Below are 17,644 nucleotides of genomic sequence, written 5' to 3' on the forward strand. Positions count from 1 at the left end.
TCAGGCTTTCCCCGCGCCGGCCCGGCGGCGGCCGGGCAGATTGTCGATGAAGAGATTGACGCCGATGGTGAGGATGGCGATCGCGATCGCCGGGACGATGACGGCCGGCGCGCCATAGGGAAGGCCGGCGATGTTTTCGCGCACCAGCGAGCCCCAGTCGGCTTCCGGCGGCTGCACGCCGAGCCCGAGAAAGGAGAGGCTGGACAGGAGCAGAACGACGAAGACGAAGCGCAGGCCGAAATCCGCCAGAAGCGGCCCCAGCATGTTGGGCATGATTTCGCGCATCATGATGTAGCCGCGCCCTTCGCCGCGCGCCCGGGCGGCGAGCACGAAGTCTTCCTGCGCGATGTTGACTGCGAGCGCGCGCGTGATGCGGAAGCAGCCCGGCACGTAGATGAAGGCGAGCGTCAGCGTCAGCACGGGAAGCGACGAGCCGAGACCGGCCACCAGGACCAGCGCCAGCATCTTGGACGGGATGGAGGTGATTGCGTCCAACGTGCGCGCCAGGGCGCTGTCGGCAAGGCCGCCGATGACGGCCGCGAACAGGCCGAGCGCGATGCCGCAGGAGCAGGCGAGCGCGGTGGCGACGAAGGCGATGCCCACAGTGTAGCGAGCGCCGAGCAGGACACGGCTCAGCATGTCGCGGCCGAGATAGTCGGTGCCGAGCGGATAGGTGGCGCTCATCGGGCCGAACACGTCGAAATCTACGATCTCGCCGGCGTCATGCGGGGCCAGCGTGGTGCCGAACAGGGCGGTCAGCACGGCGAGAAGAATGAGAACCCCGCCGATCACCGTCATGGCGTTGAGATGAAGCCGGCGTTTGGGACGGGTCTCCGGCATGGGCTGGCTCACGGACACGAGGGGAGTGGAGCGGGCAAAGGGGCTCATCGATGACGCAGCCTCGGATTGGAGACGATGGCGATGATGTCGGCCATGGTCACGAGGAGGAGATAGACGGCGCAGAAGACGATGGCGCAGGCCTGCACGACGGGCATGTCGCGCATGGACACGCTGTCTACCATCAGCTTGGCGATGCCGGGATAGTTGAAGATCGTCTCGACGATGATGACGCCGCCGAGCAGATAGGAAAGGCTGAGCGCGACGGCGTTGGCAACCGCGCCCACCGTGTTGGGCAGCGCATGGCGCAGGACGACGCGAAGCGGGCTCGCGCCCTTGAGGATCGCCATCTCGACATAGGGCGCCTTCAGCGCCTCGATCATCGCGGCGCGGGTCATGCGCACCATCTGCGCGACGACCACGAAGGACAGGCTGACCACCGGCATGGCGACGGCGCGCAGGAACTGAAGCGGCGTCGCCGAGGGCGGCAGGAAGGAGAGGGCCGGCAGCCAGTGCAGATGCACGGCGAAGATCAGCACTGCCAGCGTCGCGACCAGGAATTCGGGAACCGACACGACCGAGATGGTGAGGATGCCGACCGTGCGGTCATAGGCCGAGCCGCGCCAGACGGCGGTGGTGATGCCCAGAAATAGCGCGAGCGGCACGGAGATGGCCGCTACGATGCCGGCCAGCGTCAGCGAGGAGGTCAGCCGCGTCCAGATCAGGTCGCTGACCGGCTGGCGGCTGACCAGCGAGAGGCCGGCGTCGCCTGTCACCAGGCCACCCAGCCAATGCACGAAGCGCAGGAGCGCCGGCTCGTCGAGGCCGAGCGCGGTGCGCAGGCCCGCGACGGCGTCCGGCGTTGCGCTCTGGCCCAGAATGGCCTGCGCCACGTCGCCCGGCAGGAGCTGCGTCGCGCCGAACACGACGAAGGACACGAAGAACAGAGTCCCCAGCGCCACCGCGAGGCGCCCGGCGACGAGTTTTCCGATGCGGCTGTTCATGCGCTTGGCCTTTCAAGAAACCGCCGGCGCCCCGTTTGGAGCGCCGGCCGGGACCTTTGTTCGGATCAGGCGTCGAGCCAGACGTGCTCGCCGAAGGCAAAGCCCATCATGGGGCCGGTGGTCATCGGCTTCATTCCCTTCAGCGTCTTGGAATGGACGTCGAGATTGGAGGTGAAGGCCGGGATGATGACGCCGGACTCGTCGTGGATGAGAGCCTGCGCGTCGTGGTACATCTGCTTGCGCTTGGCGTCGTCCGTCTCGGCGCGGGCGCCGACGACCAGCTGGTCGAACTTGGGGTTCTTCCAGCGCGACTCGTTCCAGTCGGCGTCCGAGAGATAGAAGAGGCTGAGCAGGAGATCGGCGGTCGGGCGCGGGTTGATGTTGCCGAAGCCGACCGGCGACTTCATCCAGTAGTTCGACCAGAAGCCGTCCGAGGGCACGCGCTGGATGTCCAGCGTGAAGCCGACCTTCTTGGCTTCCTGCTGCAGGAGGGTTGCCATCTCCACCGAATTGTCGGCGGCGGGCGAGGCGACGATCGGGATCGTCTGGCCAAGGACGCCGGCCTTCTCGAAGTGGAACTTCGCCTTGTCCGGGTCGAAGGCGCGCTGCGGCAGGTCGGCGTGGAAGCGGTTGGACTTGGGGATCGGCTGGTCGTTGGCGACCTCGGCATAGCCGCGGAAGATCGCCTTCTGGATCTGCTCGCGATTGGTCAGATACTTCATGCCCATCACGAAGTCGGGGTTCTGGCCCGGACCCTCGTCGAGGCGGATGATGAGATTGGTGTAGTTGCCGGCGTCCGTGCGCAGAACGTCGAAGGCGCCGGCGCCCTCGATCACCGCCAGCGAGCGCGGGTTGATCGTGGAGGCGAGCTGCACGTCGCCCGACATCAGCGCGTTGACGCGGGCCTGCTCGTCGGCGAGGCCGAAGAACTCGATCTGGTCGAGATAGGGCGCATTGGGGCGCCAGTAGTTCTCGTTGCGCAACGCGATCGTGCGCACGCCCGGCTGGAACTCGCCCAGCTTGAACGGGCCGGTGCCGACACCCTTGGAGAAGTCGGTCGTGCCGTCCGGCACGATCAGGAACTGGCTGGTGCCGAGGATCGTGGGGAAATCGGCATTGGCGCCGGTCAGCGTGATCTGGACTTCCGCGTCACCATTGGCCGAGATTTCGGCCATCTGAGCGGCGAGCTTCTGCGCCTTGGAGCCGATCGCCGGGTCGAGATGGCGCTTCAGCGAGTAGAGCACGTCCTTGGAGGTGAAGCTCTTGCCGTCGTGGAAGGTCACGCCCTTGCGCAGCTTGAAGACCCAGACCTTGGCGTCCTTGGTCTCGAAGCTTTCCGCCAGCGCCGGCTGGGGCGCGCCGCTTTCGTCGATCGTGGTCAGGCCGTTGTAGAAGAAGTTGCAGCGCGTGTAGTCGGAGGCGTTGGACGCCTTGGCCGGGTCCAGCGTGTCGGCCGTCGAGGCGGCGTAGCTGGCGACGCGGATGGAGCCGCCGCGCTTTGGCTCGGCGGCGAAAGCACGGGTCGCGCCGGCGAAAACCGAGCCGCCCATGGCGAGGCCCATGCCGGCGAGGCCGAGCATGGCGAGCACTTCGCGCCGGTTGGCGCCCCTGCGGACGGTGTCGAGAACCAGAGTGCGGTCCTTCGGCGACATGGCTTCGAATGCGTCTGCGTCGAGCTTCGACATCGTCGTCTTTCCTTCCGGCATGGCTGTTGGTGGCTGAAATGATGGCGGTGACGGAGGGCTATCGGCGTCCTTGTTGCAGCGCCGCATTTTTGCGCAGTCTCGCGTCGGCACAAACAAACAGCATCATCCTCGTAGGATTGTCAACAATCAGAACGGCGTGGTAACGCTTTTTGTGAGGGCGCCCCTCTTGCGGGCGCCTCCAGGCATCCCATCGACGCCGACCCGGCACGCGCCCTCGGCATCGCCCAGAGGCAGATCCGCATGTCCGAACTCCTTCCGCTTCTCGAGCGCCTCGTCGGCTTCCCCTCCGTCTGCCGCACGCCGAACGGCGAGATCGCAGGTTTTGCCCGCGACAGGCTCGCGGCCGCCGGCGGCGAGGTGACGATGATGACTGGCCCGGAGGGCGACCGGGTCAATCTCTTCGCCAGCTTCGGGCCGCGCGACGTGCCGGGCGTCATTCTCTCCGCGCATCTCGACGTGGTGCCGGCTCCGGCGGAGGGCTGGGGCGGCGATCCGTTCCGGCTGCGGCGCGAGGGCGATCGGCTGATCGGGCGCGGCGCGGCCGATATGAAGGGGTTCGTCGCCGCCGTCCTTTCCATGCTTCCCGAACTGCCCGAAAATCTCAGCCGCCCCGTGCATGTCGCCCTGTCCTATGACGAGGAGATCGGCTGCGTCGGCGTGCGCCACATGATCGAGCGGCTTCCCCAGCTTTGCGCGCCGCCGGAGGCCTGCATCGTGGGCGAGCCCTCCGACATGCGCCCCGTGCTGCGCCACAAGGGCAAGGTCGCGGGTCGCGTCACGATCCACGGGCGCGCCGGCCATTCCTCGCGGCCGGACCTTGCCGACAACGCCGTGCATCTGGCGGCGGACGTGATCGCCCTCGTTCGCGCTCTGCACGAGGAATATGCGGCGAAAGGCCCGTTCCATCCGCAGTTCGAGCCCGCAGCCTCGACGCTCCAGGTGGGCGTCGTCGGCGGGGGAACGGGCGTCAACATCGTGCCCGATCTCTGCCGCGTCGAATGGGAGGCGCGGGCCGTGCCGGGCGTCGATCCCATGGCGATCGCCACTGAACTCGACCGGTGCATCGCCGTGCTGCTGCGCCCGCTGCAAGTGGCGGGGCGCAGCCTGCGGGTGGAGAGCGAGATCCTCTCGGCCTATCCCGCGCTGGATCTTCCCGACGACGCGCCGCTGCGCGGGCTCGCCGAGCGCATCTCCGGCCATGCCGCACTCGGCGCGGTCAGCTACGGCACCGAGGCCGGCCTGTTCCAGGCGGCGGGCGTGCCGTCCATCATCTGCGGCCCCGGCAGCATCCGCGAGGCGCATCGCCCGAACGAATCCATCGGCCTGGACGATTTGGAAAGCTGCCGCGCGGCCCTTCGCCGCCTCTTCGCGGAGCTGACCTGACGCTGCGTCCAAAGGGTCGGACGACTTACGTTATAATTGTTGACAATCATACGATATAGATGAAGATGGGGCTGGATCTGCAAGGACGAACCTCGCAGCCGCTTCCCCCACAGGTGATTTGGCCATGAAGCTCGCATCCTATTGGCTCGATACGGCGCCGGCCTTCACGCTGGGCGCTGAAGGGCCCGTGCCCGGCCGGGTGGACGTGGCGGTGGTCGGCGGCGGCTTCACCGGCCTTTCGGCCGCCCTCGCGCTGGCCAAGCGCGGCGCGAGCGTCGCGGTGCTGGAAGCGGGCGAGGTGGGAGGCGCGGCCTCGGGCCGCAATGGTGGCCAGTGCAACAACGGCTTCGCGCTCGACTTCCGCTCGGCCTCGGCGATGCTGGGCGAGGAGCGCGCCGTCGCGCTCTACCATTCCTATGACGCGGCCGTGGACACGGTGGAGCGGCTGGTGCGCGAGGAGGGGATCGACTGCGATTTCCGCCGGGGCGGAAAGCTGAAGCTCGCCGCCAAGCCCGAGCATTTCGACAAGCTGCAGCGCACGTTCGAGGCCCTGTCGAAGCGGGCCGACCCCGACACGATGCTGGTCGCGCCCGGCGACATCCGCTCCGAGGTCGGCTCCGACGCCTTTCATGGCGGGCTCGTCTATAAGAAGAGCGCTGGCATGCATGTCGGCAAGTTCGCACGCGGCCTCGCCTCGGCCGCCGTGCGCCATGGCGCCGGCGTCTACGAACACGCGCCCGTGCGCGGCCTCAAGCGCCTTCAGGGCACGGCGCACGAGGTGGAGACCGCGCGCGGCACCCTGCGCGCCGAGCAGGTTCTGCTCGCCACAGGCACCTCGACCATCGGCCCGCTCGGCTGGTTTCGCCGCCGCATCGTGCCGATCGGCTCCTTCATCATTGCGACCGAGCCGCTGGCGCCGGACCTGATCGACCGCCTCATGCCGACCCGGCGCATGGCGACCGACTCCAAGAATGTCGGCACCTATTTCCGCATCACGCCGGACAACCGGCTCCTGTTCGGCGGGCGCGCACGCTTTGCCGTGTCCAACCCAGCGCAGGACGAGAAGAGCGGACGCGTCCTGCGCCGCACGCTCGACCGCGTCTTCCCCGAACTGGCGGGCACCCGCATCGACTATTGCTGGGGCGGCGTGGTGGACATGACCTCCGACCGCCTGCCGCGCGCGGGGGTGAAGGACGGGCTGTTCTATTCGATGGGCTATAGCGGCCACGGAACGCAGATGGCGACCCATATGGGCGGCGTCATGGCCGAGGTGCTGGAAGGGCGGGGCGAGCGCAACCCCTTCGCCGGGCTCGACTGGAAGGCCGTGCCGGGCCATTTCGGGCCGCCGTGGTTCCTGCCTTTCGTCGGCGCCTACTACCGCCTTCAGGATGTTCTGCACTAGAAAGACTGCGGGTCGAACGAGTTCGAACGGGATGATGCGATGAGTGCCGGAGCAGAGAAGCGTGCCCCCAAGCGCCTGGTGCGCACCACGCTTTCGGGACAGATCGCGGAGGGCATCCGCGCCTCGATCCTCGACGGCACCTTCGCGCTCGGCTCGCAACTCAACGAGATGGAGCTGGCCTCCACCTTCGGCGTCAGCCGTGGGCCGGTGCGCGAGGCCTTGCAGCGTTTGATCCAGGAAGGGCTGCTGCGTTCCGAGCCCCATCGCGGCGTGTTCGTGCCCGAGCTTTCGCCGGCCGACCTCCTCGACATCTATTTCGTACGCCGCTCGCTGGAGCTTGTCGCCATGCGCCGCATCATGGAGAAGCAGGATCGTCGCGCCGTGGTGGCCGATCTCAGCGCCATCACCGAGCAGATGAAGGACGCGCTGAAGCGCGAGGACTGGCTGCGCATCGCCGATCTCGACATGCAGTTCCACCGGCGCATGGTGGACGAGGCGCGCAGCGACCGGCTCAGCCGCTCCTTCGCCACGCTCCAGGCCGAAACGCGGCTCTGCCTGCAGATGCTGATGGGCGGCTACAAGGAAAACGCGCTTCTGGTCGAGGAGCACGAATGCCTCGCCCGGCTGATCGACGAGGGCAAGGTGGACCCGGCGCTCGCCGAGCTGGAGCGCCATTTCGGCGATCCGGTGCGCACGCTGGAGCGCGCCAACGCCCTGCGCAACAAGGAGAAGCTCGACGCGGAAGCGGCCTGACGCCGCCTCCGCTTCGACATCTCAATAGGCCCGGCTGCGATCCACCGTATTCTCGGCCTTCTGCCCGCTGCGCAAAGCCCGAATGCCCCGGATCACCTGACGCGCCGCGCCGGCCGGATGGGTCGCGCTGGCGATATGCGGGGTGATCCAGACCTCGGGATGCCTCAGGAGCGGGTCATCGGCGGCCGGCGGCTCGGCGGCGAGCACGTCCAGCACCGCGCCGGACATCTGACCGGTTTCGAGCGCGGCGAGGAGATCGGCTTCCACCAGATGCCCGCCGCGCCCGACATTCACCAGTGCCGCACCCTTCGGAAGCTGGGCGAAGAGGTCCGCGTTCAGGATGCCACGCGTCGCCTCCGTCAGCGGCAGGAGGCACACCAGACTATCGGTGCCAGCCAGAAACGCCTCGCGCTCCTCGCCCCCCGCGAAACACTCGACACCGGCAAGCGACTTGCGCGAGGCGCTCCAGCCGCGCACGGGAAAACCGAAGGCCTGCAACCCGGCGGCGACCGCTTGGCCCATGACGCCGAGGCCGAGAATGCCGACGCGCCGATCCGCCGCGCGGCGAAGCGGGCGCGCCTGCCAGCGCCCGGCGCGCGCATCCTCGACATAGAAGGGCAGGTCGCGGTGCAAGGCGAGCACGGCCATCACGACATATTCCACCATGGAGGCGGTGAGGTCGGGATCGACCATACGCACCACGTCCATCCCCGGCGGAAAGGCGGCAATCGGCAGATGGTCGATGCCCGCGCCGATGCAGAAGAAGGCCTCGACCTTCGGCATGGCGGCAGCGAGATTCTCGGGCGGCGTCCAGGCGACGAGATAGGGCGCACTCGCCGCTTCCCCCGCCGGGTCCCAGTCCACCAGTTTCATGTCAGGCGCCTCGGTGCGGAACACGTCGTGCCACACGGCGCCGCGCACCGGATCGGACTTGTAGGCGACGAGGATCGGGTCCATCGCGTTTTCCATTCTCAAGCAGCCGCGCCGCTGAAGCGGGCGATGGAATAGGGCTCGATCGGGGTCGTGGTCGCGCCCGTCGCAATCAGCTCGGCCATCACGTCGCCGACGCCCGGCCCAATCTGGAAGCCCGCGCCGCAGAAGCCGAAGGCGTAGAAGAGGCCCGGCGTCGTGGCGCTCGGCCCCATGATCGGCACGTCGTCCGGCAGGTAGCTCTCGACGCCGCTCCAGGTGCGGATGATGTTGACGCGGGCAAGCCCGGGGATCACTCGGCGCATCTGCTCGAACTGGCCGAGAATGTTCTCCGGCAGGACGCTCGCCCGGTTCGTCTCGTTGGAGGCGGGGCCGCGCGTCGAGCCGCCATAGACGACGTTGCCGCGCTTCACCTGCCGGAAATAGACGGTCTCCTTCACATGCGGCGTCGAGACACCGAAGGTCGGCCCCAGCCGATAGGGCAGGGGTTCGGTCACCGCCATCTGCGGCCCGTGCACGGCGAGCGGCACGCTTTCGCCGAACTGCGAGGAGAGCTTGTTGCCCCAGGCGCCGGCCGTCACCAAGACGATCGGTGCGCGGAACGTGCCTTTCTCCCATGTTTCCACGGTGAAGTCCGCGCCGGTCTTGCCGATCGACAGGACCTCGGTGCCTTCCTCGACCCGCGCGCCGGCGCGCGCCGCCGCCCGGCCGAAGGCGGGCGCGGTGAGGCGCGGATTGGCGTGGCCGTCGATCGGCGCGAAGCAGCCGGCGATCGCATCCCGCCCGAGATAGGGAAAGCGCGCGCGCAGCGCGTTGCTGCTGATCATTTCGAGAGCGAGCCCATAGGGGCGCGCGTCGTTGGCATAGGCTTCGAGCTTGGCGGCTTGTTCCGGCGTGTAGCAGATGCGCAGATGACCGGAGGCGACGAACTCGCAATCCTCGCCGATCAGCTCCGGCAGCCGGCCCCAGATGTCGCGCGCCCGGTTGGCGAGCGGCAGCTGGTGGAGATAGCGGCCCTGCCGGCGCACATTGCCGAAATTCGTGCCGCTGGCCTGCTGGCCGGTGAGCCCGCGCTCCAGAAGCGTGACCGACAGGCCGCGCCGGCGCAGGAAGAAGGCGGCCGAGCACCCCATGATGCCGCCGCCGACCACGATGACGTCGGACTGGTTCACGCGCTTTCCTCCGTAAGAGTGGCGACCGAGAGCGGCTTCACCGGCGCCTGTCCGCGCAGACGTCCGGCCTCGCGGAGGCTGGAGCCCGTCGCCTCGGCGAGGATTTCGGCCGCGGCCGAGCCGCAGAAGCGGCCCTGACAGCGGCCCATGCCGACGCGCGACAGGGCCTTTGCCCGGTTGAGCTCCGGCGCGCCCTTGGCCTTGGCCGCCTCGCGCAGGTCGCCGGCCGTGATCGCCTCGCAGCGGCAGAGGATCGTCTTGTCCTCGACGCGCCGCGCCAGATGCGCCGGCCAGGGAAAGGCCTCGGCCAGCCCGTCTCGAAAGCGCTCCATCACACTCATGGTGCGGCGAAGCTTGTCGCGCTCGGCCTCGTCCACCGGCAGGCCGAGATCGCCGAGCACGGCCAGCGCGGCGAGGCGCCCAGCCGTCTCGGCCGCGTCCGCGCCCAGAACGCGAATGCCGTCGCCCGCGAAATAGACGCTCGCGCGCGGCGAGCGTCCGTCCGTATCGATCTCCGGGCGGAAGCTCTGCGTCGTCTCGTCGAAGGTGAAGGGGCAACCGGCGAGATCGGCAAGCTGCGTTTCGGAGCGCAGGTGAAAGCCCATGCCGACCGCGTCCGCCAATGTGCGATGCTCCGCGCCCTTGGCGTCCCGCCACAGGACACCCGCCACGCTGCCCTCGCCCTCGATGGCGAGCGGCGTCACGCCGTTGTGGACGGGAACGCCCTTGGCTGCGAGCACGGCGCGGAAATAGAGCCCGCGCGCCAGGAATTCCGGCCGCACGGCAAGCTTGGGCAGGGCGCGCGCTTGAGCCGAGGCGGGCGAGGTGTCGAGCACCGCTGCCACCACGGCGCCGGCCTTGGCGTATTGATAGGCCACGAGATAGAGAAGCGGCCCCGTGCCGAGGAAGACGACGCGGCTGCCGATCGTGCAGCCCTGCGCCTTCAGCGCGATCTGCGAACCGCCGAGCGAATAGCAGCCCGGCTTGGTCCAACCCTCGACCGGCAGAAGCCGGTCCGTCGCGCCGGTCGCGAGAATCAGCGCGTCGAAACGCTCCGCCCGCGCCACGCCGTTCGAGACGAGATGCAGCGTTTGCTCGCGCAGGTTCCAGGCGAGCGTTTCGGGGTGGTAGTCGATACGGGGTTGAAGCGCCTCGAACACGTCATGCAGCGCCTTGGCCCGCCCGGCGTCGAAGCCGTAGAGCGCCTTGTGCGTGCGGCCGTGGGTGAGCGGCGGGCGGCGGTAGATCTGCCCGCCGGCGCGGGGCGCCTCGTCCACCACGATGGGCTTGAGGCCCGCTGCCACCAGCCGCTCGGCGGCGCGGATGCCCGCCGGGCCGGCGCCGACGACGATTTTGCGGGGAGTGGCCATGCGTCCTCCGAGGGAAAGCTGGTGACGATGCGCAGGCCTGGTTCGGCCGGCGTGGTGCAGGCGCGCAGGCGGTCGCCGTCCGGCGTCCAGACCCAGCAGTCCTGGCAGGCGCCCATGAGGCAGAAGCCGGCGCGCGGCCCGTCGCCGAACTCCGACTGGCGCAGCGTGCCGCGCGACAGGAGCACGGCGGCCATGACGCTGTCGCCCTCCAGAGCGGACACGGGCTGGCCGTCCACCTCGATTTCGATCGATCGCCGGCCGGTCTCGGCGACCCGGCGGAAGCGCGGCACCATCACCCGCATCTCCTTGTCTGGAACATGGAGTCATTCTAGGCGAATGCGCCGCCCAAGGGGATGGGGCGGGCGCCCCGCGACGGCACGTTCATGCGAAGCCAGGGAGGCCGGCGGCAAATCATGCTGCGAACCCGCCGCGAGACCCCTCTCTGGAGGCCGGATTTCGGGTGAAACGGGTGGCGTGGCAGCAGGACATGCTGAGCGCGCGGCGGAGAACGATAGGAACGGCGCGAAAAGGCGCGGGCTGCCCGGCGCGATCCGCTGCGGGCAGGCCTATGCTCTTCCCATCCGCCCCGCCGCCTTCCGAAGAGAGATCAGATGGCCCGCTTCGCCCCCAAGTTCATCACCTTCGACTGCTACGGCACGCTCATCTATTTCGAGATGGCCCCCGTCGCCCGCGCGCTCTATGCCGACCGCGTCGCCCCCGAAGCGATGGACCGCTTTATCGCGGACTTCTCCTCCTTCCGTCTGGACGAGGTCCTGGGCGCCTGGAAGCCCTACAAGGATGTGGTCGCCAATGCCCTGCAGCGCACCTGCAAGCTGAACGGCGTCGCCTATAGCGATTCCGACACGGACGCGGTCTATGCCGCTGTGCCGACCTGGGGCCCGCATCCCGACGTGCCCGAAGCGCTCGCCCGCGTCGCCAAGGAGTTCCCGATCGTCGGCCTCACCAATTCCATGGTGGATCTCATCCCGCCCTCGATCGAGAAGATCGGCGCGCCCTTCCACGCCGTCATCACGGCGGAGGAGACCGGCGCCTACAAGCCGCAGATGAAAGGCTTCGAGTATATGCTCGACAAGCTCGGCGCCCGCCCGGAGGAGGTAATGCACTGCTCCTCCTCGTTCCGCTACGACCTGATGACCGCCCATGACATGCATTTCGGCGCGCGGGTCTTCGTCAATCGCGGCCACGAACCGTCCAACCCGAAATACTCCACGCACGAGATCGCCGACATTCGCGGCCTGCCTGGGCTTCTGGGCCTGTGAGCGCGCTGGCTCAGAGCGCGAGCCAGCGCACGTTCCACGACCTTCGCGCCTTCGCGGGCGATCGCAAGGCCGGCACCGCCGTGGCGCCGGATGGCGACGCCTTCCTGTCCGCCCGCCGCCTGCTGCCGATCGAGAAGGGCGCCGTCACCGTCGCCGCGATCGACCTGCCGGCCGGCTCGGGCGAGGTGGCCTCCCTTGCGGCGGACGAGTTCGTCATCGCCGCCGAGGGCGAGGTGAGCTTCACCGACGCGGACGGACGCACGGTGGACCTCGCCGAAGGGCGCAGCCTCGTTCTCGCCAAGGGCGCGCGCTTTCGCTGGAGCACCGGCAGCGGGGCATCGCTTCTCGCCGTGACCTACTCCAATGGCGGTGGCTCAGTGAACGGCATCGTGCCGATCGACGAGACGGCCAAGCTCGAGGCGTCGAACCCGCCGCTCGCCGCGCTGCTGGTCGGCGAAACGCCGAGCTGCCGCAACCACACGGACTATCGCTCCGGCGACGGCGAGTTCGTCTGCGGCACCTGGGATTCCACGCCCTATCACCGCCTGCCCATGGTCTACCGCCATTACGAACTGATGCATCTCCTGGCCGGCTCCGTGACCTTCGTGGACGAGGCCGGGCGGGAAGGGACGTTCCGCAAGGGCGACATCTTCCTGGTCGAAGCCGGCGCGTCCTGCTCCTGGGACAGCCGCGAGCATGTCTCTAAGGTCTACGCCATCCATCGCCCGGCCTGACCGCGCCGACCATCGACCGGACGGCGTCCTCCCGTCGCCGCCCGGCTCTCTCCCCTTCTGCCGCCGGGCTTCGCCATGGCGGCGCCAGAGCCTGGAGTGTCCCATGAGTCGTGCCGTCATCATCGGGGGAGGGATCGTCGGTCTCTCGATCGCCCGCGCGCTTCTGAAGCGCGGCCACGAGGTGCACGTGATCGACCAGGGGCCGATCCCGAATCCCGAGGGCGCTTCGGTCGATCGCCATCGCATGATTCGGCCGCACTATGGCGCGGCCACCGGCTATGCCCGCATGGTGGCCCCGGCCTTCGAGGCCTGGGACCGGCTCTGGGCCGATCTCGGCGAAACGCATTTCGAGAACACCGGCGCGATCTCGATCTCGCTGGAGCCCGGCGACTATGCTGCCAAGACTCTGGCGAGCTTTCGCGAAGCCGGCATTCCGCATGAGGTGCTGGACAAGGCCGGCGTCGAGGAGCGCTGCCCGCAGCTGATCCTTCCCGAGGCCGCCTGGGGCGTCGTGGCCGAGCCGGCCGGGCCGCTCTTTGCCGACCGCATCGTGGCGGGCCTTGCCGATTGGCTGCGCTGCAACGGCGCGACGCTGGAGGAGAACTGCCGCATCGCCCGCGTCGAGCCGGACGCGGCGCGCGCCTGGCGCGAGGACGGCAGCGAGATCAATGGTGACCGGCTGGTGGTGGCGGCCGGCGCCTGGCTTCCCGGCCTGATGCCCGAGCAGTTTGGCGAGGCCCCGGCCTATCGCCAGGCGCTGCTCTATATCGACCCGCCGCAGGACTATGCCGAGGCTTGGCGCGACGCGCCGCCCATCGTCACGCTCGGCGACCACACCGGCTACACGCTTCCCGACCGGCGCGGCGCCGGCCTCAAGATCGGCTACAGCAACCACCGCCGCCGCGCCCGGCCCGATGTCGAGGGCTTCGCGTCCGACTTCGAGGCGGAGTCGCAGGCCATCTTCCAGCCGTTCGTGCCTTATCTGCGCAAGGCCGAGGCCTATCGGCCGCTGCGCCTGCAGCTCGGCTATTACGTGCTCTCGCCCGACCGGCGCTTCCGCTTCGAGGCGGCGGGCAAGGGGCTCGTCATCACCGATTGCGACGGGCAGATGTTCAAGTTCGGCCCACTGGTGGGGGAGCGCGTCGCCGGCATGTTCGACGGTGCCGAAAGCGCCGAGTCGCTGAAGCATTGGGCGGCGGGATACTGAGATGAGCCTGTCCTTCGATCCCGCCTCCGTTCGCCTTCCCAACGGCCATTTCATCGGCGGCGAGCTGGTGAGCGAGGGCGTCGATACGCTGCCCTTCGTGCGCCCGTCCGACGAGCGGGTGGTGGCCGACCTGCCGGTGGCCGATGCCGCGATCGTGGCGCGCGCCGTCGAGAACGCGCATCGGGCGCAGCGCGCCTCGGGCTGGGGCACGATGGCACCGCGCGATCGCGCCCGCCTTCTGCGCCGCTTCGCCGACCTGATCGAGGCCAAGGGCGAGGAACTCGGCCGCCTGGAGGCGGTGTCCTCGACACGCCCGATCACCGCCGCCATGGCCTATGATGTGCCGGCGACGGCGGAGGCGTTTCGCTTCTTCGCCGAATATGCCGACAAGTCGGGCGGCGAGGTCGCGGCCACGCGCGCCGATCATCTCGGCCTCATCATCGCCGAGCCCTACGGCGTCGTCGCGGCCATCACGCCGTGGAACTTCCCGCTCTCCATGGTGTCCTGGAAGGCCGGCGCTGCCATGGCAGCGGGCAATGCCGTGGTGGTGAAGCCCTCGGAGATGACGCCCTTCTCCACCGTTCGCCTCGCCGAGCTCGCGATCGAGGCCGGTATTCCGGCCGGCATCTTCAATGTCGTGCAGGGCGACGGACGGCGCACGGGCGACGCGCTCTGCCGCCATCCCCTGATCGCCAAGATCTCCTTCACCGGCTCCACCGCGACGGGCGCCGCCATCATGCGCGCCAGCGCCGAAAGCGGCACCAAGCCGGTGACGCTGGAACTCGGCGGCAAGAGCCCGCAGCTCGTCTTCGCCGACATTGCCGATATCGAGCGCACGGCCGGGCATGTCTCCGGCTCTATCCTCTACAATGGCGGCCAGGTCTGTGTCGCCGGATCGCGCCTCATCGTGCAGCGCGGCGTGGAGGCGCCGATGCTGGAGGCCCTGGCGCGGCGCTTCCGCGACATCCGCCCCGGCCCGACCTGGGAGGCTGAAACGAGCTTCGCGCCCCTCATCTCGCGCCGGCAGATGGAGCGCGTCGACGACATCGTGCGCCGCACGCTGGAGGCCGGCGCGACCGCGCTCGTCGGCGGCGCGCCGATGGCGGACCGCAACGAAGGCGCCTTCTATCAGCCGACCATCCTGACCGACGTCACGCCCGACATGCCGGCCGTGCGCGAGGAGGTCTTCGGACCGGTTCTGACCGTGCAGAGCTTCGAGACCGAGGCGGAGGGCATCGCGCTCGCCGACCATCCCGACTACGGTCTGGCTGCCGGTGTCCACACCTGCGATCTTGGCAAGGCCATGCGCGCCATGCGAGGCATTCCCGCCGGCACCGTCTGGATCAACCGATACGGACGCACCGCCGACTTCGCCATTCCGACCGGCGGCTTTAAGCGCTCCGGCATCGGCAAGGATTTGGGCCGCGCGGCCTTCGAGGCCAACCAGCGGCACAAGAGCGTGCTGATCGAATTCTGAGGAGGTTTCCGATGTTCACTAAGGACCAGCTCTCCGACCCGTCGCTTCTGCGCCAGGAGGCCTTCATCGCCGGCGAATGGGCGGGCGCGGCGAGCGGCGCGACGATCGAGGTCACCGACCCCGCCACCGGCGAGGTGATCGGCACCGTGCCCGACTGCGGCGCGGCCGAAACGCGCGCCGCGATCGAAGCGGCGGAAGCCGCGTTCCCCGCCTGGCGCCGCACCTCGCCCAACGAGCGCGCCGCCATTCTGGAGCGCTGGAACGACCTGATGCTCGCCCATGCGGACGATCTCGCCGCCATCATGACGGCCGAGCAGGGCAAGCCGCTCGCCGAGGCCAAGGGCGAGGTCGCCTATGGCGCGAGCTTCGCCAAATGGTTCTCCGAGGAAGCCCGGCGCATCTATGGCGATGTCTTCGTCGGCCCGACGGGAGACCGGCGCATCCTGGTTCTGCGCGAGCCGGTCGGCGTCTGCGCTGCCGTCACGCCCTGGAACTTCCCGATCGCGATGATCACCCGCAAGGCCGCCCCGGCCTTCGCCGCCGGCTGCCCGATCGTGGTGAAGCCGTCCGATCTGACGCCCTATTCGGCGCTGGCCCTGGCCGTGCTGGCCGAGCGGGCGGGCGTGCCCAAGGGTGTGTTCAGCGTCGTCACCGGCCAGGCCCGGCCGATCGGCGGCGAGATGACCGGCAACGAGACCGTGCGCAAGCTCTCCTTCACCGGCTCAACCCCGGTCGGGCGGCTTCTCATGGAACAGTCGGCCCCGACCCTCAAGCGCCTGTCGCTGGAGCTCGGCGGCAACGCCCCCTTCATCGTCTTCGACGACGCCGATCTGGAACTGGCCGTCGCCGGTGCCATGGCCTCGAAATTCCGCAATGCCGGCCAGACCTGCGTCTGCGCCAACCGCATCCTGGTGCAGGACGGGATCTACGATCGCTTCGCCGCGCGCCTCTCGGAAGCCGCGGCGAAGCTTCGCCTCGGCAACGGCTTCGAGGCGGGCGTCACCATCGGCCCGCTGATCAACGATGCGGCCGCAGAGAAGGTCACCCGCCATCTGGAAGACGCGCTCGCCAAGGGCGCGCGCATCGCCAACGAAGGCGCGGTGTCGACCAAGGGGCGCTTCGTCGCGCCTGTGGTCCTAACCGGGGCGGACACGTCGATGCTGCTCGCCAGCGAGGAGACCTTCGGCCCGCTCGCGCCGCTGATGCGCTTCGAGCGGGAAGAGGAGGCGGTCGAGATCGCCAACGCCACGCCCTTCGGCCTCGCCTCGTATTTCTACACGAGCGACATCGGCCGGGCATGGCGCGTCGGCGAGGCGCTGGAGTTCGGCATGGTCGGCCTCAACACCGGCGCCGTCGGCATGGACGCCGCGCCCTTCGGCGGCGTCAAGCAGTCGGGCCTCGGCCGCGAAGGCTCGGCCTACGGGATCGACGAATATCTCGAGATGAAGTCGTTTCACATGGGCGGGTTCTGAGCCCGCCGTCCCAGCTATGAGCGGACACGCCATGACCAAGTCGATGATCGACCTATCCGAAATCAGGCCGATGGAGCCCGGCGACATCGAAGCCGCCCACGGCTTGTCGGTCGAGGTCCGCTGGCCGCACCGCCCGGATGACTGGCGGCTGGCGCACGAGGTCGGCCACGGTCTCGTGGCCACCGACGAGGGCGGCCGCGTCATGGGCTCGGCCATGTGGTGGCCCTTCGGCGACAAGCTCGCGACCATCGGCATGGTGATCGTTTCGCCCCGTCTTCAGGGCAAGGGCACAGGCCGGCGCATGATGCGCCAGCTTTTCGAGGCGGCAGGCGAGCGGACCATCCGCCTCGTCGCCACCGCCGCCGGCCAGCGCCTCTACGAGTCGGAGGGTTTTCGCCCGACGGCCACGATTACGCAGTACCAGGGCACGGCCTCGGCCGGCCCGGCGGTGGAGAATGCCAGCGTTCGCCCGACTCGGGAGGGTGATTGGGATGCCATCGTGGCCCTGGACGCCGAGGCCTATGGCGGCGATCGCAACCGCATGCTGGCCGCCCTTCGACGCGTCGGCGAGGCCACGGTGATCGAGGAAGGCGGCGCGATCCGGGGCTATGCCGTGTGCCGGCCCTTCGGGCGCGGCCATGTGGTCGGCCCGCTGGTCGCCCAGTCGGTGGAGGATGCGATCGCGCTCGCCAGCCCGCATGTGAAGACGCATGACGGCGCCTTCCTGCGCATGGACACGCCCGAGCGCGAAGGCGCCTTCGTGGATTTCGTGGAAGGCTGCGGCCTCGCGCAGGTCGACCGCGTCGTGCAGATGACACGCGGCCCCGCGCCCCAGACCGGGCCGGCGCGGCTCTTCACGCTGACCAATCAGGCGCTGGGCTGAGGCGACATCGCGGCTCATGCAGCGAGGATCGGGA

The 17,644-nt window shown here is 69.0% G+C and carries 15 protein-coding genes and 1 pseudogene; 9 read left to right on the forward strand and 7 right to left on the reverse strand.

All coding sequences use genetic code 11. The annotated features are described in order from the left end of the window. The 3 genes from M673_RS07740 to M673_RS07750 all read right to left on the reverse strand — a co-directional run bounded on the left by M673_RS07740 (position 1) and on the right by M673_RS07750 (position 3,526). Entirely contained in the window at positions 1-888 is an 888-nt protein-coding gene (locus M673_RS07740) for an ABC transporter permease (protein WP_374755544.1), read from the reverse strand. Further along, on the reverse strand, positions 885-1,841 hold the full coding sequence (locus M673_RS07745; RefSeq protein WP_061975051.1) for an ABC transporter permease: 957 nt from the start codon (positions 1,839-1,841) through the stop codon (positions 885-887). Before M673_RS07745 ends, M673_RS07740 begins: the two co-directional genes overlap by 4 nt. A gap of 65 nt (positions 1,842-1,906) precedes the next feature. Then, positions 1,907-3,526: an ABC transporter substrate-binding protein gene (locus tag M673_RS07750; RefSeq protein WP_061975053.1), complete on the reverse strand. Its 1,620-nt coding sequence runs from the start codon at positions 3,524-3,526 to the stop codon at positions 1,907-1,909. A 261-nt stretch (positions 3,527-3,787) separates the two neighbouring features. Between M673_RS07750 and argE the strand changes: the two genes are divergently transcribed. From argE to M673_RS07765, 3 genes are all read left to right on the forward strand, one after another. Then, on the forward strand, positions 3,788-4,930 hold the full coding sequence (gene argE / locus M673_RS07755; protein WP_061975055.1) for an acetylornithine deacetylase: 1,143 nt from the start codon (positions 3,788-3,790) through the stop codon (positions 4,928-4,930). A 124-nt stretch (positions 4,931-5,054) separates the two neighbouring features. Beyond that, the gene (locus tag M673_RS07760) at positions 5,055-6,332 is read left to right on the forward strand and encodes an NAD(P)/FAD-dependent oxidoreductase (protein WP_061975057.1); all 1,278 of its coding nucleotides are present in this window, start codon (positions 5,055-5,057) and stop codon (positions 6,330-6,332) included. A gap of 39 nt (positions 6,333-6,371) precedes the next feature. Further along, positions 6,372-7,085: a GntR family transcriptional regulator gene (locus M673_RS07765; protein ID WP_061975059.1), complete on the forward strand. Its 714-nt coding sequence runs from the start codon at positions 6,372-6,374 to the stop codon at positions 7,083-7,085. 21 nt (positions 7,086-7,106) lie between these two features. Here the strand turns inward: M673_RS07765 and M673_RS07770 are convergent, their stop codons facing one another. The 4 genes and pseudogenes from M673_RS07770 to M673_RS23590 all read right to left on the reverse strand — a co-directional run. Then, a complete protein-coding gene (locus tag M673_RS07770) occupies positions 7,107-8,042 on the reverse strand; it encodes a 2-hydroxyacid dehydrogenase (RefSeq protein ID WP_187301312.1) in 936 nt (311 codons plus the stop codon). A gap of 14 nt (positions 8,043-8,056) precedes the next feature. Next, positions 8,057-9,187, reverse strand: a complete 1,131-nt coding sequence (locus M673_RS07775) for an NAD(P)/FAD-dependent oxidoreductase (protein ID WP_061975061.1) — start codon at positions 9,185-9,187, stop codon at positions 8,057-8,059. Beyond that, positions 9,184-10,557, reverse strand: coding sequence for an FAD/NAD(P)-dependent oxidoreductase (locus M673_RS07780; RefSeq protein WP_061975063.1), 1,374 nt, complete (start codon positions 10,555-10,557; stop codon positions 9,184-9,186). The genes M673_RS07775 and M673_RS07780 overlap by 4 nt, the downstream gene beginning before the upstream one ends. 80 nt (positions 10,558-10,637) lie before the next feature. After that, positions 10,638-10,859, reverse strand: a pseudogene (locus M673_RS23590) ((2Fe-2S)-binding protein); the annotation flags it as partial. A gap of 309 nt (positions 10,860-11,168) precedes the next feature. On the opposite strand from M673_RS23590, the gene M673_RS07785 reads away from it, so the two are divergent. The 6 genes from M673_RS07785 to M673_RS07810 all read left to right on the forward strand — a co-directional run bounded on the left by M673_RS07785 (position 11,169) and on the right by M673_RS07810 (position 17,610). Beyond that, positions 11,169-11,837 carry a haloacid dehalogenase type II gene (locus M673_RS07785; protein WP_061975065.1) on the forward strand — a complete coding sequence of 223 codons (669 nt, stop codon included), beginning with the start codon at positions 11,169-11,171 and terminating at the stop codon, positions 11,835-11,837. After that, entirely contained in the window at positions 11,834-12,571 is a 738-nt protein-coding gene (locus M673_RS07790) for a cupin domain-containing protein (RefSeq protein ID WP_061975067.1), read from the forward strand. The genes M673_RS07785 and M673_RS07790 overlap by 4 nt, the downstream gene beginning before the upstream one ends. Positions 12,572-12,674: 103 nt before the next feature. Continuing rightward, complete coding sequence (locus tag M673_RS07795; RefSeq protein ID WP_061975069.1) at positions 12,675-13,778, forward strand: NAD(P)/FAD-dependent oxidoreductase; 1,104 nt, start codon at positions 12,675-12,677, stop codon at positions 13,776-13,778. A 1-nt stretch (position 13,779) separates the two neighbouring features. Continuing rightward, positions 13,780-15,255 (forward strand): aldehyde dehydrogenase family protein, encoded by a 1,476-nt coding sequence (locus tag M673_RS07800; RefSeq protein ID WP_061975072.1) that lies wholly within the window; start codon positions 13,780-13,782, stop codon positions 15,253-15,255. Between the two features lie 11 nt (positions 15,256-15,266). Continuing rightward, a complete protein-coding gene (locus tag M673_RS07805) occupies positions 15,267-16,727 on the forward strand; it encodes an NAD-dependent succinate-semialdehyde dehydrogenase (RefSeq protein WP_061975074.1) in 1,461 nt (486 codons plus the stop codon). Between the two features lie 31 nt (positions 16,728-16,758). Beyond that, positions 16,759-17,610 (forward strand): GNAT family N-acetyltransferase, encoded by an 852-nt coding sequence (locus M673_RS07810; protein ID WP_061975076.1) that lies wholly within the window; start codon positions 16,759-16,761, stop codon positions 17,608-17,610. Positions 17,611-17,644: the final 34 nt, after the last annotated feature.

Origin of the sequence: Aureimonas sp. AU20 (genome assembly GCF_001442755.1) — a bacterium.
In the GTDB taxonomy this organism is placed as follows: Bacteria; Pseudomonadota; Alphaproteobacteria; order Rhizobiales; family Rhizobiaceae; genus Aureimonas.